At 43.8% G+C, this 20,000-nt stretch carries 18 protein-coding genes, 2 tRNA genes and 1 pseudogene (1 of these 21 running past the window's edge); 9 read left to right on the top strand and 12 right to left on the bottom strand.

Going from position 1 to position 20,000, the window contains the following annotated elements; translation table 11 throughout:
- The 5 genes from CH376_RS14435 to prmC all read left to right on the top strand — a co-directional run.
- Positions 1-1,002, top strand: the 3' portion of a protein-coding gene (locus CH376_RS14435) for an amidohydrolase family protein (protein ID WP_100785371.1). 249 nt of this gene lie to the left of the window's left edge; only the last 1,002 of its 1,251 coding nucleotides appear in the window; its start codon lies off the left edge, out of view; it ends in the stop codon at positions 1,000-1,002.
- Positions 1,003-1,010: 8 nt separating this feature from the next.
- On the top strand, positions 1,011-2,063 hold the full coding sequence (locus CH376_RS14430; protein WP_100785370.1) for a tetratricopeptide repeat protein: 1,053 nt from the start codon (positions 1,011-1,013) through the stop codon (positions 2,061-2,063).
- Between the two features lies 1 nt (position 2,064).
- On the top strand, positions 2,065-2,730 hold the full coding sequence (locus CH376_RS14425) for a Crp/Fnr family transcriptional regulator (protein WP_100785369.1): 666 nt from the start codon (positions 2,065-2,067) through the stop codon (positions 2,728-2,730).
- A 2-nt stretch (positions 2,731-2,732) separates the two neighbouring features.
- Positions 2,733-2,809: transfer RNA gene (locus CH376_RS14420), tRNA-Arg, on the top strand.
- Between the two features lie 497 nt (positions 2,810-3,306).
- Positions 3,307-4,170: a peptide chain release factor N(5)-glutamine methyltransferase gene (gene prmC / locus CH376_RS14415; RefSeq protein WP_100785368.1), complete on the top strand. Its 864-nt coding sequence runs from the start codon at positions 3,307-3,309 to the stop codon at positions 4,168-4,170.
- Between the two features lie 332 nt (positions 4,171-4,502).
- Here prmC and CH376_RS14410 read toward each other — a convergent pair whose 3' ends face one another.
- The 9 genes from CH376_RS14410 to rpsT all read right to left on the bottom strand — a co-directional run bounded on the left by CH376_RS14410 (position 4,503) and on the right by rpsT (position 13,739).
- Positions 4,503-4,847 carry a P-II family nitrogen regulator gene (locus tag CH376_RS14410; protein ID WP_002619748.1) on the bottom strand — a complete coding sequence of 115 codons (345 nt, stop codon included), beginning with the start codon at positions 4,845-4,847 and terminating at the stop codon, positions 4,503-4,505.
- Between the two features lie 35 nt (positions 4,848-4,882).
- Complete coding sequence (locus CH376_RS14405; protein WP_100785367.1) at positions 4,883-6,172, bottom strand: ammonium transporter; 1,290 nt, start codon at positions 6,170-6,172, stop codon at positions 4,883-4,885.
- Between the two features lie 278 nt (positions 6,173-6,450).
- A complete protein-coding gene (locus CH376_RS14400; RefSeq protein ID WP_100785366.1) occupies positions 6,451-7,383 on the bottom strand; it encodes an LA_0442/LA_0875 N-terminal domain-containing protein in 933 nt (310 codons plus the stop codon).
- A gap of 64 nt (positions 7,384-7,447) precedes the next feature.
- Positions 7,448-9,058, bottom strand: coding sequence for a carboxyl transferase domain-containing protein (locus CH376_RS14395; protein ID WP_100785365.1), 1,611 nt, complete (start codon positions 9,056-9,058; stop codon positions 7,448-7,450).
- Positions 9,059-9,076: 18 nt separating this feature from the next.
- Positions 9,077-10,123 carry a GlmU family protein gene (locus tag CH376_RS14390; protein WP_100785364.1) on the bottom strand — a complete coding sequence of 349 codons (1,047 nt, stop codon included), beginning with the start codon at positions 10,121-10,123 and terminating at the stop codon, positions 9,077-9,079.
- A gap of 4 nt (positions 10,124-10,127) precedes the next feature.
- Complete coding sequence (glmS, locus tag CH376_RS14385) at positions 10,128-11,960, bottom strand: glutamine--fructose-6-phosphate transaminase (isomerizing) (RefSeq protein WP_100785363.1); 1,833 nt, start codon at positions 11,958-11,960, stop codon at positions 10,128-10,130.
- A 1-nt stretch (position 11,961) separates the two neighbouring features.
- Entirely contained in the window at positions 11,962-13,344 is a 1,383-nt protein-coding gene (glmM, locus tag CH376_RS14380; RefSeq protein WP_100785362.1) for a phosphoglucosamine mutase, read from the bottom strand.
- Between the two features lie 33 nt (positions 13,345-13,377).
- Positions 13,378-13,450, bottom strand: a tRNA-Val gene (locus CH376_RS14375).
- A 16-nt stretch (positions 13,451-13,466) separates the two neighbouring features.
- Positions 13,467-13,739, bottom strand: coding sequence for a 30S ribosomal protein S20 (gene rpsT / locus CH376_RS14370; RefSeq protein ID WP_100785361.1), 273 nt, complete (start codon positions 13,737-13,739; stop codon positions 13,467-13,469).
- 146 nt (positions 13,740-13,885) lie between these two features.
- Between rpsT and CH376_RS24625 the strand changes: the two genes are divergently transcribed.
- From CH376_RS24625 to CH376_RS14350, 4 genes are read left to right on the top strand one after another with little or no spacing between them, the layout of a single operon-like run.
- Positions 13,886-14,275, top strand: coding sequence for a hypothetical protein (locus CH376_RS24625; protein ID WP_207767175.1), 390 nt, complete (start codon positions 13,886-13,888; stop codon positions 14,273-14,275).
- On the top strand, positions 14,272-15,354 hold the full coding sequence (locus CH376_RS14360) for an LIC_10450 family protein (RefSeq protein WP_100785360.1): 1,083 nt from the start codon (positions 14,272-14,274) through the stop codon (positions 15,352-15,354). The genes CH376_RS24625 and CH376_RS14360 overlap by 4 nt, the downstream gene beginning before the upstream one ends.
- A 12-nt stretch (positions 15,355-15,366) precedes the next feature.
- Positions 15,367-16,158 (top strand): hypothetical protein, encoded by a 792-nt coding sequence (locus tag CH376_RS14355; RefSeq protein WP_100785359.1) that lies wholly within the window; start codon positions 15,367-15,369, stop codon positions 16,156-16,158.
- 2 nt (positions 16,159-16,160) lie between these two features.
- Complete coding sequence (locus CH376_RS14350) at positions 16,161-16,856, top strand: glycosyltransferase family 2 protein (protein WP_100785358.1); 696 nt, start codon at positions 16,161-16,163, stop codon at positions 16,854-16,856.
- Positions 16,857-17,408: 552 nt separating this feature from the next.
- On the opposite strand, the gene CH376_RS14340 is transcribed toward CH376_RS14350, so the two are convergent.
- From CH376_RS14340 to CH376_RS24270, 3 genes and pseudogenes are all read right to left on the bottom strand, one after another.
- Entirely contained in the window at positions 17,409-18,500 is a 1,092-nt protein-coding gene (locus CH376_RS14340; RefSeq protein WP_100785458.1) for a hypothetical protein, read from the bottom strand.
- A gap of 94 nt (positions 18,501-18,594) precedes the next feature.
- Positions 18,595-19,374 (bottom strand): GNAT family N-acetyltransferase, encoded by a 780-nt coding sequence (locus tag CH376_RS14335; protein WP_100785457.1) that lies wholly within the window; start codon positions 19,372-19,374, stop codon positions 18,595-18,597.
- Positions 19,375-19,788: 414 nt separating this feature from the next.
- A pseudogene (locus tag CH376_RS24270) lies at positions 19,789-20,000 on the bottom strand (hypothetical protein); the annotation flags it as partial.

The raw sequence follows: 20,000 nt of genomic DNA, 5'->3' as shown, positions 1-20,000 counted from the left end.
GACAACGATCTCAAGTCCTCCATCGTATTTTCAGAAAGACAACAATTGGATCCGGAACAACTCTATCTTCTCGGTTCTTATAAGAATCTAATCTCCGGAGTCACTTCCGTTCAGGATCATATTCCCCACTTCGTACAGGATCCTTTTGTCGAAAACGCTCCAGTAAGAATTCTCAATCGATACTCGCTTTCTCACAGCATCTGCACGTATTCTTTGAATTGGGGAGAAGGACCCAAAGAAGAATATGCAAAAGCTCTAAAGGACGATATTCCTTACATCACACGGATCGCGGAAGGATTCGATTCGGAATCGAGAGATTCGTTGAAGGCTCTGAGTAAAATGGGATGTTTGAGCGACCATACGGTCCTTGTGCACGGAGTCGTTTTGTCCGAATCCGATATCGCGCTCATCGCTGAAAAAAAGGCACATCTTGTCTGGTGCCCCGAAGCGAATTTATTTCTTTACGAAAGAACGACCGACATTCGGGATCTTCTCAAACACAAGGTGAACGTCTCTTTAGGAACCGATTCCAGTCTATGCGGATCCTTGAATCTTTTGGAAGAAATTCGGACAGCGAGAAAATTTTATCAGAGCGAATACGGAGAAGATCTTTCACCGAAAATTCTTTTTGAAATGGTGACGACCAACCCGGCCAAAGCCTTCCGAGTGGAAAAGGAAATCGGAAGCATTGAAGTCGGGAAAAAAGCGGATTTGGTGATCGTCTCTCGAAATTCAGACGATCCGTATTCGAACCTCTGCGAATCCGACCTAAATAGCATTCGTCTCGTCCTAAGAAACGGAGTTCCGGTTTACGGAGATATCAGTTTAGAATCTTTTTTTGAAGAATCCGGCGCGAACGTTGAAAGAATTCGAATCCAAAACGCCGATAAGTATTTAACAGGTTCTCCGGGAAAACTCCTGGAATCGCTTGCCGTCTCCCTTGGTTATAAAAAGGATTTGGCATTTTTCCCCGCACAGAAAGAATTTGATAACTTTGAGTAGGTAATCATTTGGCCGGTCCGATCATCAGAAATTATAAAGGCGGATCCATCATTTATTTTGAAAAGGATAAAGCGGAGGATATTTACGTCCTAAGAAATGGGCGCGTCATTCTGACATTTCCGGCCTTAGACACCGGACAAGAAGTCAAAGAAGACGTCCGAATCGGAGAATTCTTCGGAGTAAAATCCGCGCTGGGAAAATATCCTAGAGAAGAAACCGCTCAAGTCATAGGAAGCGCCACCATTCTCGTCTTCAAACCCAATGAGTTTGAACAATTTGTGGCAGAAAAAACTCATCTCATTTTAAAGATGATGAAAGTTTTTTCCAGCCAGCTCAGACAGGTTCATAAAAAACTGAAAGAGATTCTGGGACAATCCGACACCAGAAACCCCGCTTTTGAATTGATGAACGTAGCCGAAGTATTTTATAAAAATAATAATCTTCCTCACGCAGTCTACGCGTTCGAAAAATATCTACAACACTATCCGGGGACCACGTATTCCGGCCGTGCGACCGAACTTTTAGAACTCGCGAGAAGAGGAAGCCCTTTCCCTCTCAACATGCCTCCGCTCGTTTACGAGGGCGGAAGTAGGGTCTCGCAGGAAACTCTTCAAAACATCATGAAACCGGCCGTGGAAAAATCTACGATCACACAAGGGGTGGACAACTCGATCACCTCGCTCTATAACCGGGCTCACACTCTGGTCAACGTGGGAAAACACAACGACGCGATGATCATCTATAAAGATCTTCTCAATCGAACGGATTTCAAATTCGATTCGGAGAAGAAGTTGGTGGAGAATTCCCTCTTTCAGCTCGGGATCTGTCTGATGAAGACGAACGATCTGGACAACGCAAATTCTTCCTTTTCGACCTATATCAAAAAGTACCCTTCGGGAGAATCGATCAAAGAATCTCTCTTTCATTTGGCGGAAATTTCCGAACTGCAAGGGGATCGTCAAAGAGCCAGAATGCTCTACGGAAAAGTAGCGTTGCTTCCTCCTGAAAAAGACAGCATTTCTCAGAAATCCAGGCTGAAAGCAAAGGAGATGAGCACCTGATATGGATATGATGCTCGAATCCATGTTTTCCAAATTCGGTCAGACCTTTGATCCGAATCAGATTATCTTTTGTGAAAATGAACCCGGTAACGACTTTTATCTCATACAATCCGGAAAGGTAAAGATCGTCAAAACGGTTCCGAACCCTACGAAGAAAGACGATTATCTGATCAAAACCCTGGATATCCTTGAACAAGGGGATATTTTCGGAGAGATGGCGATTCTGGAAGAACAACCGCGTTCCGCGACAGCGATCGCAATCTCGGAAGTGAAAGTTCTAAATTTCAATCGCGCAAACTTCGAACTTTTGATGACTAAAAATCCGATGCTGGCTCTCAAAATTCTTACCATATTTTCGGTGAGAATCAACGATGCTAAAAGAAGGCTCTTGATTCTTCTCATGGATGATATTCAAGGAAAGGTCGCCGACGTCTTCTTGATGCTTTATGAAAAAATGCACGCGCACAGCGATTTTAAGGAAATCGTTCTTAACGTTTCACAACACGACGTTGCGGAATGGTGCGCACAACCCGTGGGAGAAGTGCAAAAGGTTCTCAACACTCTTTCCAAGAGCGGGAAAATCGAACTCTACGAAGACAAAATTGTTATACACAATATCGCCGACTTCCAGAGAATAGTCTCACAAAAACGGAAACCGAATTCTTAAACGCTCCCGTAGCTCAGGTGGACAGAGCAGAAGTTTCCTAAACTTTTGGTCGGAGGTTCGAATCCTCTCGGGGGCACCACCCCCATCCTCTGAAATATCCCTGCCGAATCAAAGTCGAGACGGATATCGATCGGAGGTAGGATCTTAAGAAAGGTTTTGTGGGAATTCCGAAAAAAAAGTGAAGACCTTTGTGCTTAGAAAATTAGAATTTTATAATAGAGTAAAGTATCTCAAACGTCCCAGACGACGGAATCGCAAAGAATCTCACATCGAGTCATTCCGCCGGCCGGCATACTCGAAAGCGCCCCATCCTCATTTGCAAGTTACTACGCTACATTTAGAATCAGAAAAATCCGGATCGGAATGTCTGTCGGAGTTCCGACAAAAAAGCAAAGGGGACTTTTTTCTTGCAAAATTATAATTTTATGATAAAGCAAAGTCGCCCGTTTTTCCCACCTCCCACCCCTCCACCCAAGATCAGGGTGGGGCGCGCGACTTTTACGGAGGATTGTCGTACTTCCGACGGATATATCTTGAAATTCCAGCCAATTTGTGGTTAAGGACCCTACGTTAACGATGCAACACCCGGATTCCATTCTTTCCCTCCTAAAAAAATCGGAAGAGTTTTTAAAAAAGAAAGAAATTTCCACCGCAAGATTGGACGCGGAAATTCTTCTTGCCGACCTCTTGAACCTTCAAAGGGTGAAATTATATGTGAACTTCGAAAGATTGTTAAATGAATCCGAAAAGGACGCTTACAGAGAAAGAATCGTCGAAAGATCCAAAAATAAACCGACCTCATATATCACCGGTCAAAAAGCGTTTTACAATTCCGTTTTTTTCGTAAACGAAAACGTATTGATTCCGAGACCGGAAACCGAAGAACTCGTGGAAAAGATTCTTCTCGATTTTAAAGACGACGCAAAAGAAATCAACGTCCTTGATCTTTGTACGGGAAGCGGTTGTATCGGAATTAGCCTCAAAGTTGCACGAAATGATTGGAATATTTTTCTGAGCGATATCTCAAAAGACGCTCTAAGCGTCGCCGAGAAGAATTCAAATCAGCTTTTGGGAGAGGACAAAGAATCTATTCAATTTTTTGAAAGTGATTTATTTTCTTCCATCCCTCGGGATCTCAAATTCGATTTGATAGCAACCAATCCTCCTTATATCCCGAGTTCGGATAAGGAAACCATGATGAAAGACGTCCTTGACTACGAACCGCATCTTGCACTCTTTCTGGAAAATCCGAAGGATTTCCTAACCGATCTAATCGAAAAAGCACATTCTTACTTGAACCCGAACGGAAAATTTTATATGGAAACTCTTCCTTCATTGGCAAGCGCCCTTGTCTCGGAAGCGATCGGTAAGGGTTGGGCAAAAGGAAGGGTAGAAAAAGACCTTTCCGGAAAGGAAAGGTTCGTAATTCTTACGAAATAAATTGGATCGTTTTTCTAAGACAAATCCTTTCGGTTCCGGTCTGCTTCGGATCAAAAAATGACAAAGAAGAGAGCATGGGCCACAAGCCGCTTCGGGCAAGGATTAGAAACTGATTCTAAAATTCTTGTCATTTTAGAATTAAAGAATGAAGAAATAATTTGAATTTAAAAAGAAATCCTCAGTTCTCGCAACGATGAAAGCGGATTCTCAAGTCGAATTTCGAAACTTCCCCCGAAAATCGCAAATTCGCAGGAGTTCCTACATTTTAGAATATATAAAAACAAAGCCGGGTTTCTAAATCCCCGGCTCCATTTTTAATTCGAAAGAAGAAATTAGATCGCCGAACTTCCCCTTTCTCCTGTTCTGATTCGAATCACGTCTTCGAGCGGCGTGATAAAAATCTTACCGTCTCCGATTTTTCCGTCTCCGGTTTTTGCCGCTTTTAGAATCGCATCCACGGTCGGTTTAACGAACTCGTCGTTTACGGCGATTTCCAAACGAACTTTTCTGAGAAGGTTCACTTGATATTCATGCCCGCGGAAAACTTCCGTTTTCCCTTTTTGCTGACCGTAACCTTGAACGTCGCTCACGGTAAGTCTATAGATCTCATTCTTAGTCAATTCCGCCTTAACCTCTTCAAGTTTATGTGGCTGAATGATAGCAACGATTAATTTCATATAATCTCCTTATTAAAATTCTTCAGTAACTTAAATTAAATCTCGTAACCTTTTTCACCGTGGATTTCTAAATCCAGACCGGAAACTTCCTTATCTTCGGCGATGCGGAATCCGATCGTCTTATCGATTAAGAACACAAGGATAACGGAAACGATAAAAGAGTATGCGGCAGTGGCTACAACGCTGATTACTTGAACCACAATTTGGTCGCCTCTGCTCGCAACGCCTGCGCCGAGAGAAAGAGCAAAAACCCCAGTGAGAATCGCGCCTAACGCACCACCCACACCGTGAATACCGAAAGCGTCCAAGCTATCGTCGTAACCGAGTTTACCTTTCAGAAGAATCGCTCCGTAACACACCGGACTCACAAGAAATCCCATGATAAGAGCTCCCTGAACTCCGACAAAGCCGGACGCAGGAGTGATCACAACAAGACCCGCAACGATACCGGAAGCCGCTCCGAGGGCCGTAGCTTTTTTCGTGTGAGCGTATTCGATTACCAACCAAGCGACTCCGGCCGCTGCAGGTGCAATCAAAGTGACTAAGAAAGCTCTTGCGGCAACTCCGTTTACGGCTAAACCGGAACCGGCATTGAACCCGAACCAACCGAACCAAAGAAGACCGGCCCCGATCAATGTGTACGTAAGATTATTTGGAGCGATCAGTGCAGGCCCTTCTCCCTTTCTCTTTCCGAGAACGATCGCTGCAGCGAGACCCGCGATACCGGAAATCAAGTGGACCACCGTTCCTCCCGCGAAATCCAAAGCGCTCATTTTAAAGAGCCAACCGTCGGCGGCCCAAACCCAGTGCGCGACCGGATCATAAACAAGAGTGGACCAGAGGACGATAAAAGCGACGTATCCACCGAATTTTACTCTTTCAGCGATCGCTCCGGAAATCAGAGCCGGAGTGATCAGAGCGAACATTCCTTGAAAGAGAAAGTGAACGTATTTTGGAATCGTCAATTCTAAAGAATTCTCATCGATTCCATTGAGGAAGGCAAGGTCAAAGTTACCAAAATACGGATTCGTTCCGGAAAACGCAAAACTATATCCGAAAACGGTCCATTGAATGGTCAATACCAGGATGGCCACAAAGCTGTGCATCATAGTAGAGAGTACGTTTTTAGATCTTACAAGACCGCCGTAGAAAAGCGCGAGTCCTGGGATCATAAAAAACACAAACGCAGATGCGACGAGCATCCAAGCAGTGTCTCCTTTATCCGCTACGGGGGTTGCAGCCGCGGGAGCAGTTGCTTCTTGTCCGAAAAGGACAAATGGAAGAAGCAGAGTGAGCAATAAGAGTAGTCTCTTGGTCCAATTCATAATCATTCTCATCCCAAATCAATTTGCATACATTAATGCAAGATTGGTACCAGGAAGATAATAAATTAAGAATTCTAAAAAGCGGGTGAAATGGTCTAAAAGTCGTCGTTCTCGCAGTTTCCAGCGTTGAAGAAGGAAAAGGTCGGAACTCCGGAACTTCCCTCAACCGAAAAGCATCCGGAAATCGAAAAAGTACCCCAATTTGCTTATTTATTAGGCATTTTTATCGATTTTGCTTTTTCTCTCAAAAAGATGCTGAGAAAATCTAAAAACTGCTTCTATTCTAAATTGAATCGGTATCCGAGTTTCCAGAGAGTTTCTATGGTGGAAGAATTTGAATTCGCCGTATAAGTAGAATCCAATCTTGCCATCGGATTGTAGTCCAGAATCAAATGATTGCTAACCGATTTTCCAAAACGGGGATGAAAAAAATAAGCGTCAAAGATATTGGCCGCGTAAACCAAAACGCTAAAGGCAATGGAGAGTTGAACCTTGTGATAGTTTTGATTTACCTTCTCTCTCTGGTCCTCAAAAGGTTTACTGTAAATGTAAAGAGCTGCTGGATCAGAAAATGTGGGAGGAGGAATGAGAGTTTCGTAAGGATTGTTGATATGATTCAAATCCTTCACTGAATTTTTGTAGATCTGATTTTCACGATACACTAAGTAAAGCGAACTTATAAAAAGCGAAGAATAAACGATCGCAGAAGTCTTTCTTTCGTCCGTCCACTGCCCCCAACCCGGAAGAACCGCTGATCTCCACGCAACGCTCCAAGGCCCTAAACCTCTTTGTTGGATGCGAGCAAGACGTTCTCTCTCTTTTTGATTCGCATCTGCGAGCTTTGCTTCTTTTTCCAGCTTACTTTGTTTTTCGGCTTCTTCTTTATTCTTTTTAGAAAGCTCTTCTTCAGCCTTCTTTTTATCTTCTTGATCTTTCTTCTTTTGCTCTTTTTCTGCGAGCTTTGCTTCTTCTTCTTTTTGGATCTTCAAGGCTTCCGCTTGAGTGACGTCCTTATATACGATCTTAAGAATTCGAATCTTAGAGAATTCCTGTTTTTTTCCGTCTTCGGTTTGAATCACAACGGTCTGCGCGTTCTGAGAAGTAACTCGACCTTTGATGATAGTCCCATCCTTGAGAATGAGCGATTCTCCCATTAAACTCAACGGGAGAAAACAGAAAGAAAGTAAGAAAAGAAATTTTCTAAAGTACATGATGATTCCGGAATAGATTAATTAAAAAGATATTTCCGGAGATATAATTTGAAAGCAATTTTTTCTACATTCTGAAAATTCCATACTTCGGATGTTCCGTTTTCATTGAATGATCCGCATAAAGTGCGATTCCTAAAATTTCCCTCGTTTTAGCAGGATCGATCACTCCGTCATCCCAAAGTCTAGCGGAAGAATAAATACAAGAAGAACGACTTTCATAATCGTCCAGAATCGGTTTTCGAAATGAAAACTGCTCCGCTTCGGTCATTTTCTTTCCTTCCTTTTCGAGCTGTTCCATCTTAACAGTAAGAAGCACGTTAGCGGCTTGTTCTCCGCCCATCACGGAGATTCTAGAATTCGGCCACATCCACAAGAATCTAGGATTGAATGCACGGCCGCACATACCGTAATTCCCAGCTCCGTAAGATCCGCCGATCACGACCGAATACTTGGGAACAATCGACGTGGAAACCGCGTTCACCATCTTCGCTCCATCTTTTGCGATTCCCGAGTTCTCGTATTTCTTTCCTACCATAAACCCGGTTATGTTTTGAAGAAACAAAAGAGGAATTCCCCTTTGGTTACAAAGTTCTATAAAATGAGATGCTTTCAGAGCGCTTTCGCTGAATAGAACTCCGTTGTTTGCGATGATTCCCACCATCTTTCCATAAATCTTTGCGAAGCCGGTCACGAGCGTCGTTCCATAATACTTCTTGAATTCTTGAAAACGGGATCCGTCGACTACCCTCGCGATGATTTCTCTTACGTCATAAGATTTACGAATATCCTTTTGGATGATTCCGTAAATTTCTTCGGCTGGATACAAAGGTTCTTCCCAGCTGATTCCGCCTTTTTGAGAAGAATTTCCTGCGAGATGCAACGTCGAAACGATGTTCCTCGTGATCTCGATCGCGTGCGCGTCGTCTTCCGCATAATGATCCGTAACGCCGGAGATCGTGCTATGAACGAGGGCGCCGCCCAATTCTTCCGGAGTAACGATTTCTCCCGTCGCTGCTTTTACGAGCGGAGGTCCGCCGAGAAAGATCGTTCCGTTTCCTTTTACGATCACCGATTCGTCGGACATCGCCGGAATATAAGCGCCTCCGGCGGTACAACTTCCCATCACGACGGAGACCTGAGGAATTTTCTGCGCGGAAAGATTGGCCTGGTTGTAGAAGATTTTTCCGAAATGTTCCTTGTCCGGAAAGACCTCGTCTTGCATCGGAAGAAAGGCTCCGCCGGAATCTACGAGATAAATACAAGGTAAAGAATTCTGCAGAGCGATCTCTTGCGCTCGGATATGCTTTTTGACCGTGAGAGGATAATACGTTCCTCCTTTTACGGTCGCGTCGTTCGCAACGATCACACAATCCACGCCGCAGATTCTTCCTATTCCGGTAAGAATTCCCGCGGAAGGAACGTTATCCGGATATACGCCTTCGGCGGCAAGAGGAGAGAATTCCAAGAACGTGGTTCCAGGATCGATGAGCGCGGTGATCCGCTCTCTCGCGGTGAACTTGCCTCTTCCTTTGTGCCTTTGAATGGCCTTTTCGCCGCCGCCTAACTCGATTTTACGAATAAGACCGCGAATCGATTCTACCTTTTGTTTTAGATCTTCAAAATTCTCTTTATACTCCGATGAGGACGTACGTATTTTGGATTCTATAATTTCCATAGAGAACCCTCCGGATTTTTATTTTTTTACTTTTGATTCGTATAAGATTCGGATGAGTTCCGTTTCGGATAACGTGAGTTCCCGATTTCTTCTCGCCATAATCTTCCGAGCGTCTCTCAGAAATAAATCGAGAATATAAGGTTGTCCCGATTCCGCCCAAGTAAACGGAGAAACATATCCGCTCACTCGAGACGCGACGACGTTAGATCCGAAATCCACGACGGTTCCGGTATTCAACATCACTCCGATCGCGATCTTCGAATAGTCGGCGATCACGGATCCGAATTTGATCGAACCGGTGATACATTCGTCGTTCTCTTCCCGAATTTTAACAACCCCATAGTTGTTCTTCAAATCGGAAGTGGTCGCGAGCGCGCCGACGTTTACCCAACTTCCTAAAACGGAATGTCCTAAGAATCCTTCGTGATGTTTATTCGTAAAATCGCCGATGAGAGAAGTTCCCACTTCGCCGCCGATTCTACAAGTCGCGCCGATGCTGGTCGCTCCGGTGATTCTCGCGTTATCAATTTGAGAATTGGGTCCGATATAAACCGGACCTTCGATAAACGAGAATGAAGTGATCTTTGCGTCCTTATCCACTACGATCGGTCCCGAAGTCGTATCAAAAACGACCCCCGGATAAATCGTCGCAGAAGGATGAACGTGGAGATGTTTCGATTTTCCGACTACGTGAAAGTGATTGGATTTGACCTTCAACTTTCGGATCCATTTTTGAATCTCTTTGCTGAGTTCAAGATCGGATTCTATGTTCTTCGCGGTTCCGTCGATCAGATTCCATGGAAGGCAGGATTCAGGAGATAAAACCAAATCCACGTCCTTTCCGTCATAAGGAAGTAGTTTAGAATTTCTTTCCAAAAATGCCTGTTGAAAAGCCGCGTTGGAATGAATGTAAAAGATTTTTGCATCCGAATAGAGTTCCTTCGTTCTCTGAATCGTATTCAGAATTCCGTTTCGAATCTCCGAGAAGGATCGAATTCGAGTAAGGGATCGTAAACCCGCGGGAACCTCTCTTTCATCGATGAGAATTCTCTGGATCTTCGGCATACTCTTACTCGACGGTTACGGACTTGGCTAAGTTTCTCGGTTGATCCGGCGGACAACCTCTTGAAATCGCGGAATAGTATGCGAGTAATTGAAGAGGAATTACGTTTAGAATCGGGCTTAAGATTTCGGAACATTCCGGAATCTCAAAACAATAATCCGAAAGCGCCTTCGCTTCCACGTCGCCTTCCGTTACGATCGAAATGATGATTCCTTTTCTTGCTTTGATTTCCTGAATATTGGAAACCATCTTCGTATAAATTTCCGATTTTGGCGCGATACAAACCACGGGAACCTCGTTCGTGATCAACGCGATCGGTCCATGTTTGAATTCTCCGCCAGCATAACCTGATGCGTGGATATAAGAAATTTCCTTCAGCTTCAAAGCGCCTTCCATCGCGATCGGATGATTGTAAGTTCTGCCTAAAAAGATAAAGTCCTTCGCGTTCGTAAAATGGGAAGACATCTCTTCGATCTTGTTCACCTGCGCGAGAATTCGATCGATCTTCGCGGGAAGAAGACGAATTTCTTCGATGAGAGTTTTCTTTTCTTCGTCGCTGATCAGCCATTTCAAATTCGCCATATAAATGGAGAATAGAAGAAGATTCAAAACCTGAGCCGTGAAAGCCTTCGTGCTCGCGACTCCGATCTCAGGGCCTGCGTCCGTTCTGATGTAAGAATCCGATTCTCTCGCAATCGTGGAATTCACGTTGTTCACAAGAGAAATCACTTTGATGAACTTCGCTTTCGCCTCGTGAATGGAAGCTAACGTGTCGGCGGTTTCACCCGACTGCGAAATTCCCATGATAAGAGTATCCCCTTCTACGACCGGATTTCTGTAACGAAATTCGGAAGACGCTTCCGTGTCGGTTTGAATCTTTGCGAAATTTTCGAGATAGTGTTTGCCGATCATCCCCGCGTAATAACTGGTTCCGGCCGCTTGAATGATGATACGATTGACTCTGGAGAGAACGTCTTTGTTGAGTTTGATTTCCGGAAAAACAATTTCACCGTTATCTAATATACGTTCTTGAATGATCTTACGAAAGATTCCGGCCTGTTCGTGGATCTCTTTGATCATGTAGTGGGGATATCCGCCCTTATCCAGATCTTCCCAACGAAGTTCCTGTTTCTTGAAAACGGGAGTGAGCTCCTTTCCCGAAAAATCGAAAAGTTTAAATTCCTTTTGATTGAAGTAACCCCATTCTCCGGAATTTACGTAGTAAACTTCCTCGCAGTTTCGGGTAAGCGGGGAAATATCGGAAGCCAAGAAGAATTCATCCTTACCTTTGCCGATGAGAAGAGGCGCCCCGTCCTGTCCGAAATAAACACGATCCGGCTCCGTTTCAAAAACGGTTGAAATCGCCCATTTCCCGTGAATTTTACTAAATAGATCTAAAAATGCGTCCTTATTGGATTTGCCGCTTTTTTTGCCTTCCTCCAATAAATGAGGAAGAACTTCCGTATCGGTTAAACTTTGAAAAACGTGACCTTTCTTTTTGAGTTCGTTTTTGAGCTCTAAATAATTTTCGATGATTCCGTTATGCACAACCGCGATTGTAGAATTTGTGTCCGTATGAGGATGCGCGTTGATTTGATTCGGTTCCCCATGAGTCGCCCAACGAGTGTGACCGATTCCTACGGTTCCAGGCGCAGGAAACTCTCTGAGATGAGCCTCGAGATCCTTAATCTTTCCTTTCGCTTTTCTGACTAGGATGTCCCCCTGATCCAAGACCGCAATCCCGGCCGAGTCGTATCCTCTGTATTCTAAACAGATCAGACCGACGACAAGTACTGATTCCGCATTCTTACTACCGGCATAACCGACAATTCCACACATATCAGGCATTCTCCATAAGTCTTCCCGCACGGTCCAGCAGAGAATTGAGGTCTTTTTTGGTTCGAGCTTCGCCTATCACTCGGATAATCGGCTCGGTATTGGAAGGTCGGATATGAATCCAAGAATCCTCCGAAGCAAGACGCAGACCGTCCAAAGTCTCTTCGGAGTAAGAGGAGAATTCTCCTCTGAACTTGGAATAGATGTCTTGGAGATTTTTTCCTGCGATCTTAAAGCTGGTTTTCTGCATATAAATTCCGGGCATTTCTTCCAAGAGAGAATCAACCTTCTTCCCGGTCGCCGCCATCACATTCAGGATATGCGCGATTCCGGAAAGAGAATCTCTTCCAAAGGAAGCGATTTCCGGATCGATCACTCCGCCGTTGCCTTCTCCGCCAAACACGGATTTATTGCGAAGCATATCGGAAACTACGTTAGCCTCTCCCACTTTGGAACGAGTTACGGGAACGCCGTAACTGCCCGCTACAAATTCGTTGATAAAACTCGTGGAAAGATTCACGACCATGTTTGCCTTTTTTGGAAATTTGCCGAGGGTAAGGGAAAGAAAACTCAAAGGAAGAGTGTATTCTTCTGAGATCGCGCCTTTTTTCGGCGTCAGGACAACCAGACGATCCGCATCCGGATCCAAAGCAAAACCGATATCGGCCCCGGATGATTTCATTTTTCGGGAAGTTTGTTTGAGCGCTTCCGGCGTAGGCTCCGGCGGCCTTGGAAACGTCCCATCCGGACTACAATGGATCAGAATCGGTTTACAACCGAGCCTTTCTAAAAGTTCGGGAACCAGAAAACTACCGGCGCCGTTCACTGCATCTACGAGAACCTTGTATTTTTTCTTTCGAATTGCGTTTACATTCACCCGCTTGAGAACGGATTCGATATGCTTTTCACACCATTCTTTTCCGGAAACGATCTTAGAGGACGGTTTGTATTGAATCGGTCTGTAAGAATGATTGCGAACCGTATCCAAAATCTGCTCCAAATCCGCCGCGCCTGTAAAAAAACCGCCCGGACCGACAAACTTAAAAGCATTCCAGATAATAGGATTGTGGGAGGCGCTGATCATGATTCCGCCCCCGGCTTTGGAAAGATTGACCACGGCCTTGACCGTCGGCGTCGGGACGATTCCGAGTTGTAGGACGTCCTTTCCCATGGCCTGCATCAAACCAAGGGCGATATTTTCGATAAAAGGACCGGATGGACGAGAATCCCTTCCGATTACGATTTTCGAACCTTCGATCCAAGTTCCAAAGGCGCGAAGAGCGTCAAAAATGACTTCGGGGGAAAGACCGGTGGGAATGATTCCGCGAATCCCGGAAACAGAAACCATCAGATCTGGATGATTGAATACGGGGGATTTGGTATTCATAGAAGTTGGGGTGTTTTCCGGAAGAAAACTATTTGGGCGATGACAGGATCGAACTGCCGACATCCTGCTTGTAAGGCAGGCGCTCTACCAGCTGAGCTAATCGCCCTCTATAATTCCGTTTTTTAAGCTGTAGCAGAAACCGCGTTCAGGCGTTTTGCCATTCTGCTTTTTTTTCTGTCTGCGTTTTTGAAGTGAATCAGGTTTGTTTTTGCAGCTTTGTCCAGAAGAGAGGTGTACTCTACGAATAGAGCGGTAGCCGCGTTCTGGTCTTTATCTTTGATGGCTTTCAGAACTTTTTTTGCCTGAGTTCTGAGCCTGGACCGGTTCTGAGAATTGGCCGCATTTCTACGTTTTGTTCTCCTAATGTCCTTTTCTGAAGACTTAATATTAGCCAAGGCTTAATACTTCCTATCGAATAAGTGATTCCAGGTTTTCTGTACCCTCCCCTCTGTCAAATGAATTCCTGCAAAATTCCGTACTCTTAACCCCTTTTCAAATCCGTTCGGAAACCCCTGGGAACCGGTTAAAAAGAGGTGCAAAAATGGAACAAAACCGCTTTGGAAAGATTTTTCTTTCGATCTCTTTGGATCCTGACTTTTTTTCCCGTCTTCAAAAAGAGAACATCGATCTATCAGAGCTCGCAGAACTGGGAATCCAATTCCTGCAAGATTTTGAAGAATCCGGGAGGTGTTTTTTGACGATGAATAGACAGAAAGTTTCCGCCTCTTTTATAATTCGAGAAACTTCTTATTTACAAATCTTTGAGTATTGTCTAAATAGATCCCGTTCGATCTATATGGTAATGGAAGAGCTTCTTCAAAACGCGTATTTGGAATTTTACTTACAACCGATTCCGGTTTCCGATCGATCCTTACCGGAGAAATCTCGTCAAGGGAAGAATTTAAGAATTTCCGAGGACGGATTCGTATGATCAAAAGGTCGGAATATATCGTAGTCGATTCTATCTCTTCCGTCGACCCGAACGCTCTTTCCGTCGACCAACTGAATCAAAAATTTATTGATAAACAGGGAAATCGATTCGCTCTTAGATTCAATCGTAACACGAGAAGAGCCGAGTTCGTAAGAATTACTCTGGAATCTCACGCAAAGGGAACGACTCAGATCCACAATCACAAACCTTCTTCTCCGGTTCAGGTAAAACAAAGTTCGAAACCGTTGTCTCCGGGTTTGGGAAAGATCACTCTTCAAGAAATCATTGCAAAAACGCAACAACCTTCGGTCAAAATTCCGAAGCCGAACGAATCTCCGATCAACGAAGCGGCCGTTCAACAAAGTATTTTTCAAGAACCCGCTTGGGATCAATCCAAAGCAAAGGACAACACAACTCTGGATTTGGGAAGAATGGATCTGAATATCATGGAACATTCGACGCCATCCGCGTCTTCGTCTTCTTACAGAGAATCAAAAGATTCTTCCTTTAAGATCGAATTCGGCTCCTCTTCTCCGGGAGAAACCAATATCATTGAAAAAAGAATTTCGGATCTCACAAAGATCAAAGAGAGAATTCATTCCGTTCTGAACAATCTTCAAAATTCTAAAATTTTCGAGATCACGGGAGATCCTTCCGAAAACAAGAATATCATCGGAAATCTAAATCGCGAGTTCGATATAGAATTCTTTCAAAAGCTGGACAAAATTCTTAACTACCACAAAGAGCTGACGACTTATCCGAGATCCGTCAACTACTACACCGCAAAGTATGAATCTTCAAGAAAACAACTTCTACAATCCAAAACCCTGGACAGCGAAAAACTGAAACTGGTGACTCTCTGGGAGATGCAGGAGATGATGTTGGGCCTGATTCAGAAGTTGAAAAAAATGGTCCTCAATACCCTGAACGTTTTGAATACGAAGAACGACAATCATATCAAACAACTCGCCTACAATCAGCAGCAGATGTTCCGGGATTCGAGAACCGCGCTTCTCTATTGTTCCGAAGATATCTCTTCTTTGCTTATTTCCTTGGAGAGATGGGTCGATACTGAATAGGAGCAATCTCCTATGGAACCTTTACAAAGCGCCGAAATCAAAGCCGTTCTCGAAAAACTCAGAGCGGAATATTCCGAAAATTCCAAAAAGAATCCGAAAGCCTTCGATCTGAAGGCTTTCGAGTCCAGATTGATGATGATTCTCCAGCAAAAAGGGAATCTGACCCAATTTTTAAAGGAAGAAATTCAATTCTTAGAAACCCTAAAAGCAAAACACAAGGAATTGGAAGACAAAAAACAGGCCGCCAAAGGGGACACGATCAATAAGATCTTGGAAGAACAAGAAGCCAGACTTAAGAAATATCAGAGAATCGATTTTCATCCGCTCGCAAAACCGGAGATCCGATATTTTTACGGCGCGATTCTTTCCTTCGCCGATTCAGAACTTCCGGCCCTGATTTACATTTTCAAAGGTACTCCCGAGTTTTCCCTTTTCAAAGACGCGATCACGATCATAGAAAGAATGGGGATCAGCCGAAGAGGTTTGCCTTCCAATCGTATCAACGAACACGTAAAAGCGCTCTTGGATGCGAACGGAAATCAGAGCGCGATGGAAAAGGACGGACAAAATATTCTGAAAGAAGTTTGCCTCGCCCTCAAAGGAATCATCACTTCCGTTAAAGAATGTATGGAAAAAAATCGGGTTTCGGAAACCCTCTCGGTCAAAATCGACGAGAAAGAATTTCCCAAAGCCGTTGAATCCTATCAGAATTTGGTTTTCGGGATCGCTCTTGAAAAAATAATTGTAAGAGCTGAAACGATCATCCGGGATTTCCGGATGGCTGAGATCACCGGTCTGGGGTAAATATGAAAGTTTCCATCGTCATTCCTTGTTATAACGAAAAAAATACGATTCGCAATATTCTGGAAACTGTCAAAAAAGTTCCGATTAAAAATAAGGAAATCATTCTCGTCGACGATTGCTCCAAAGACGGAACCAGAGACCTTTTACAAACCGCTCCTTTTAAGAAGTTGGCGGATCAGATCGTCTTTCACGAAGTCAATCAAGGAAAAGGCGCGGCGCTTCGCACCGGTTTCAAGGCGGCAACCGGAGATATCGTGATCGTACAAGACGCGGATCTGGAATACGATCCTTTTGAAATTCCCGAAGTGATCGATCCGATTTACAAGGGTAAGGCGGACGTAGTTTTTGGAAGCAGATTCTTAGGCGGAAGACCTCACAGGGTCGTATACTATTGGCATCGTCTGGGAAATATGGTCCTTACCACCCTTTCCAATATGTTTACGAATATCAATCTCACCGATATGGAAACCTGTTATAAGGCGTTCCGAAGAGAAATCATTCAGGCGATCGATATCAAAGAAAATCGTTTCGGTTTTGAACCCGAGATCACGGCAAAGGTCGCAAAGATTCCGGACGTTCGAATTTTTGAAGTCGGAATTTCTTATTATGGAAGAACTTACGCGGAAGGTAAAAAGATCGGTTGGAAAGACGGTTTTCGCGCGATCTATTGTATTCTTCGTTACAACCTTTTTAACTGAGAATAGAATTTGCGGGCCTTTTTGTGGAAAGGTTTAACGGAGTTCCGACCTTTTCAGAGATGCTAGGGCGTAATCTAGGTCCTTTTCAGCGGAAATCCTCTAAAACCTTTTTTTCTCCGGAGTTCCGACCTGTGCGGAGTTTCAAGCCGGACATCCGATTTCAGATTTCACGTTTTCAAATGCGAATTTTGAGATCCACACGGAAACTGTGAGATCTTATTTCCGGAGTTCCGACCTTATTTCCTAAGAGGATTCCGTATCAAAAAAATCTTCCCGCAAAACTTGAAATCAGCCTATGAATTGCTTTGTCGTAAAAAGAACTCCTTGCGCCTACAAATCGTTTTAAAAAAATCCTTTCCGACTGCGGTAAAAGAAGAGTCTTTTCCACCCCGTAGAACGGAAATGAATGTTCGAGAAATACGAAAATTCGAGCTTTAAAGTCCCGATCGCGGCAAAAATTAGGGTGTTTAAAAAACCCAAAAACTAAAACCAAAATACATTCTAATTTTAGAATATTCTAAATTAAAAAAATTGTCGTCAGGTCGGAAAATTCTATTTCATAAAACCGGAAGCGGTTTCCGGATAAATCTGAGAAGCTAAGATAAAAATAAAAACACTCACCGCAATTCCCATCGAAGCGAGCAGAACGTCCTTCCCCACTTTTCGAAACGTTTCCAAATACGGTAAATCTCGAAAGGTCATAAAGTTCAGAATGATTTCACGACCTGCAAGCATTCCTAAAAACACCCAGGTAGTAGACATCGGCATTTTACTCCATTCGTGAAATACAATTAGGATCGTACCGTAAACAAGATCCACGATCGTCGCGGCCTTGGACCATTGAATATCGGATTTTTCCGTAACGATCTCTTGAATCGTTCCTCCATTCGTATATAGGATGATTCCAAGAGCGACGATGAGCATCGAAATAGCGAGGGCAAATTCCAAAATTGAAAGTTGTCTCGGAAGATAGATGACGATATTGGCCGCGTCTTGACGAAGCCAAGCGATCCAAAGATAAATCGTGGAAAGCCACTGAAACAAGGCCCAGCGTTTTTCACTTCTCGGATCGGGAACATGATCTTCTTTGTATTCTCTCGGATCCAACTTCACGAGAATTCCCCAGACAAGAATCGCAACTCCGAACGCAATCCCGTAACCGAAAAAGGATTTGGTCAGCATCTTTTCGATATTGCTTCCGCCGAAAAGACCCAAGATCAAGAACGTAGTCGATATTGGAGATTTTAATCGAGTGATGACGACTAAGATAAGAGGTGCAAGGAGTTGAATCAGATTGAATTCTCTAACTTCGGGAAAACTTTCCAGTCGACCGAAGTGCACTTGAGAATCATTGAAAACCCAAGCGCCTAAGAATATGATGGCGACGGTTCCGCCCAAAACTGCGAGCTTCGGAACCCAATGAACGGTTCTTTTACTTTCAATGAAAGTCCCAACCGTTTGCACCGCGTCGTTTCCGGCGACGGAAAATGCACTGATAAAAAAAGCGAACCAACCTAAATAATAAGACGGAGATCCAAGCCTATAAGCCGTGACCATTAAGATTCCGGCAATCACCACCAAGGAATAAAATCGAATTTGATCCCGCGTACTCGGATGCTGAAAATCTATTTCATTTTGTTTCATCGGAAAGATATCTTCAGGCAAACGCCTAAAAAGATACTAATAAAACGCCGGAACTCCCGTCAAGGGGGTTCCGGGGCAGTCTGAGAAGGGAATTTTAATCGAGAAAACGTTTTCCGTATTTGGATTCGATATCGCGAACGTCGAAGAGAATAAAGAAATCGATAGTCTTAAAAACCTTATCCCAAGAAGGAATTCCGCAGATAAGAGAACCCACTCGGACGTATCCTTTGATCAAAGCAGGAATCGTTTTTTGAACCGTCTTCATATCTTCGACAACATAGTTCGGGTCGAAACCTGGAATTTCAAAACCGGGAAGAGGTTTCACGTCGAATTCCTTTCCCGCAAGCGCGTTCTTTTCTTTCAAATAAGCGTATGCTTCGTTCGCCGATTGAGCGTCCGTTTGATGAATCGATCCGCATCCGAAAAGATAACGCACATCGTTCTTCTTCATATACATTCCTAAGCCCGCCCAAAGCATAGAAATAACGGAGCCGTCTCTATAATCCGGATGAACACAACTTCTTCCGATTTCAGCAGTTTCCGCGTCCAACTCATAAATTTTGGTGATATCAAATTCGTTATCCGAATAAAAACCGATATTCTTCTTCGCGACGCTTCTGCGAAGAATTCGATAGGTACCGACGATCTTATCGTCGCGATTCTTATCCACAACGATCAGGTGATCGCAGAAGAGATCGTATTCGTCTCTGTCTTTGCGTGTGGCCGCGGATTGCGGAAGCCCTTCTCCTAACTCGAGATTAAAAACTTCATAACGAAGCGCTAAAGTTCTCTCAATCTCCAATTGGTTTTCGGCGATGCGAACTTCCAATTTTCTTTCTGTTTTGATTTTGTTATCTACGAAACCTGTTCCCATAGAAGTATCCTTCGGTTTTAGATTATCCCCCATCATATTCGTTCTCGTTACGGACAGATTACAGAGGAAATAAATTCCGGTGACTCGGAGGAAGGAAAAATGCAGATTTGATTTTTACGCATATTTAAAGAATTCTTATGAAAAGATAAGAAAAAGAAGATTTCCGGAAGATCTTATCTTTCATCTTTCGAAACAATTTCAAACAAAATTCTTAGAAACGTTTTTAATTTTCCGGGATATTCGATGAAAGAAAAGGTGTGAATCCTATTGCGGATCTAAAAAGCCGATTTTTGAAAAGGGAAATGATCGAGAATCGAAGAAGAACAAGATTCTAAATCGAGGCAACTAAAGAAGAATCGAATATAATTTCCTTTTCTAAAACGCAGGTTATATTTAAAGTTTGGCGCTTGAAAATCAAGAAGCCATCTGAACACGGGATTGAATATAAGACTCGATCAAGTATTTCGCCTTTGGATCCAGAGAGCCGAATTCAACGCCGAAAAGAGAGGCTTCCGGAGCAGCGACTTTGCGTTTGACCTTGCCCGAAAGTTTCAGCGGGGTCCGACCGGGAAGGGTAAGAATCATCTGAATGGGAGCGTTTAAGTCGCAACCTTCGAAAAGATGGG

Source organism: Leptospira adleri (assembly GCF_002811985.1).
GTDB classification, from domain to species: domain Bacteria; phylum Spirochaetota; class Leptospiria; order Leptospirales; family Leptospiraceae; genus Leptospira; species Leptospira adleri.
This window is presented reverse-complemented; position numbering and strand designations above follow the sequence as displayed.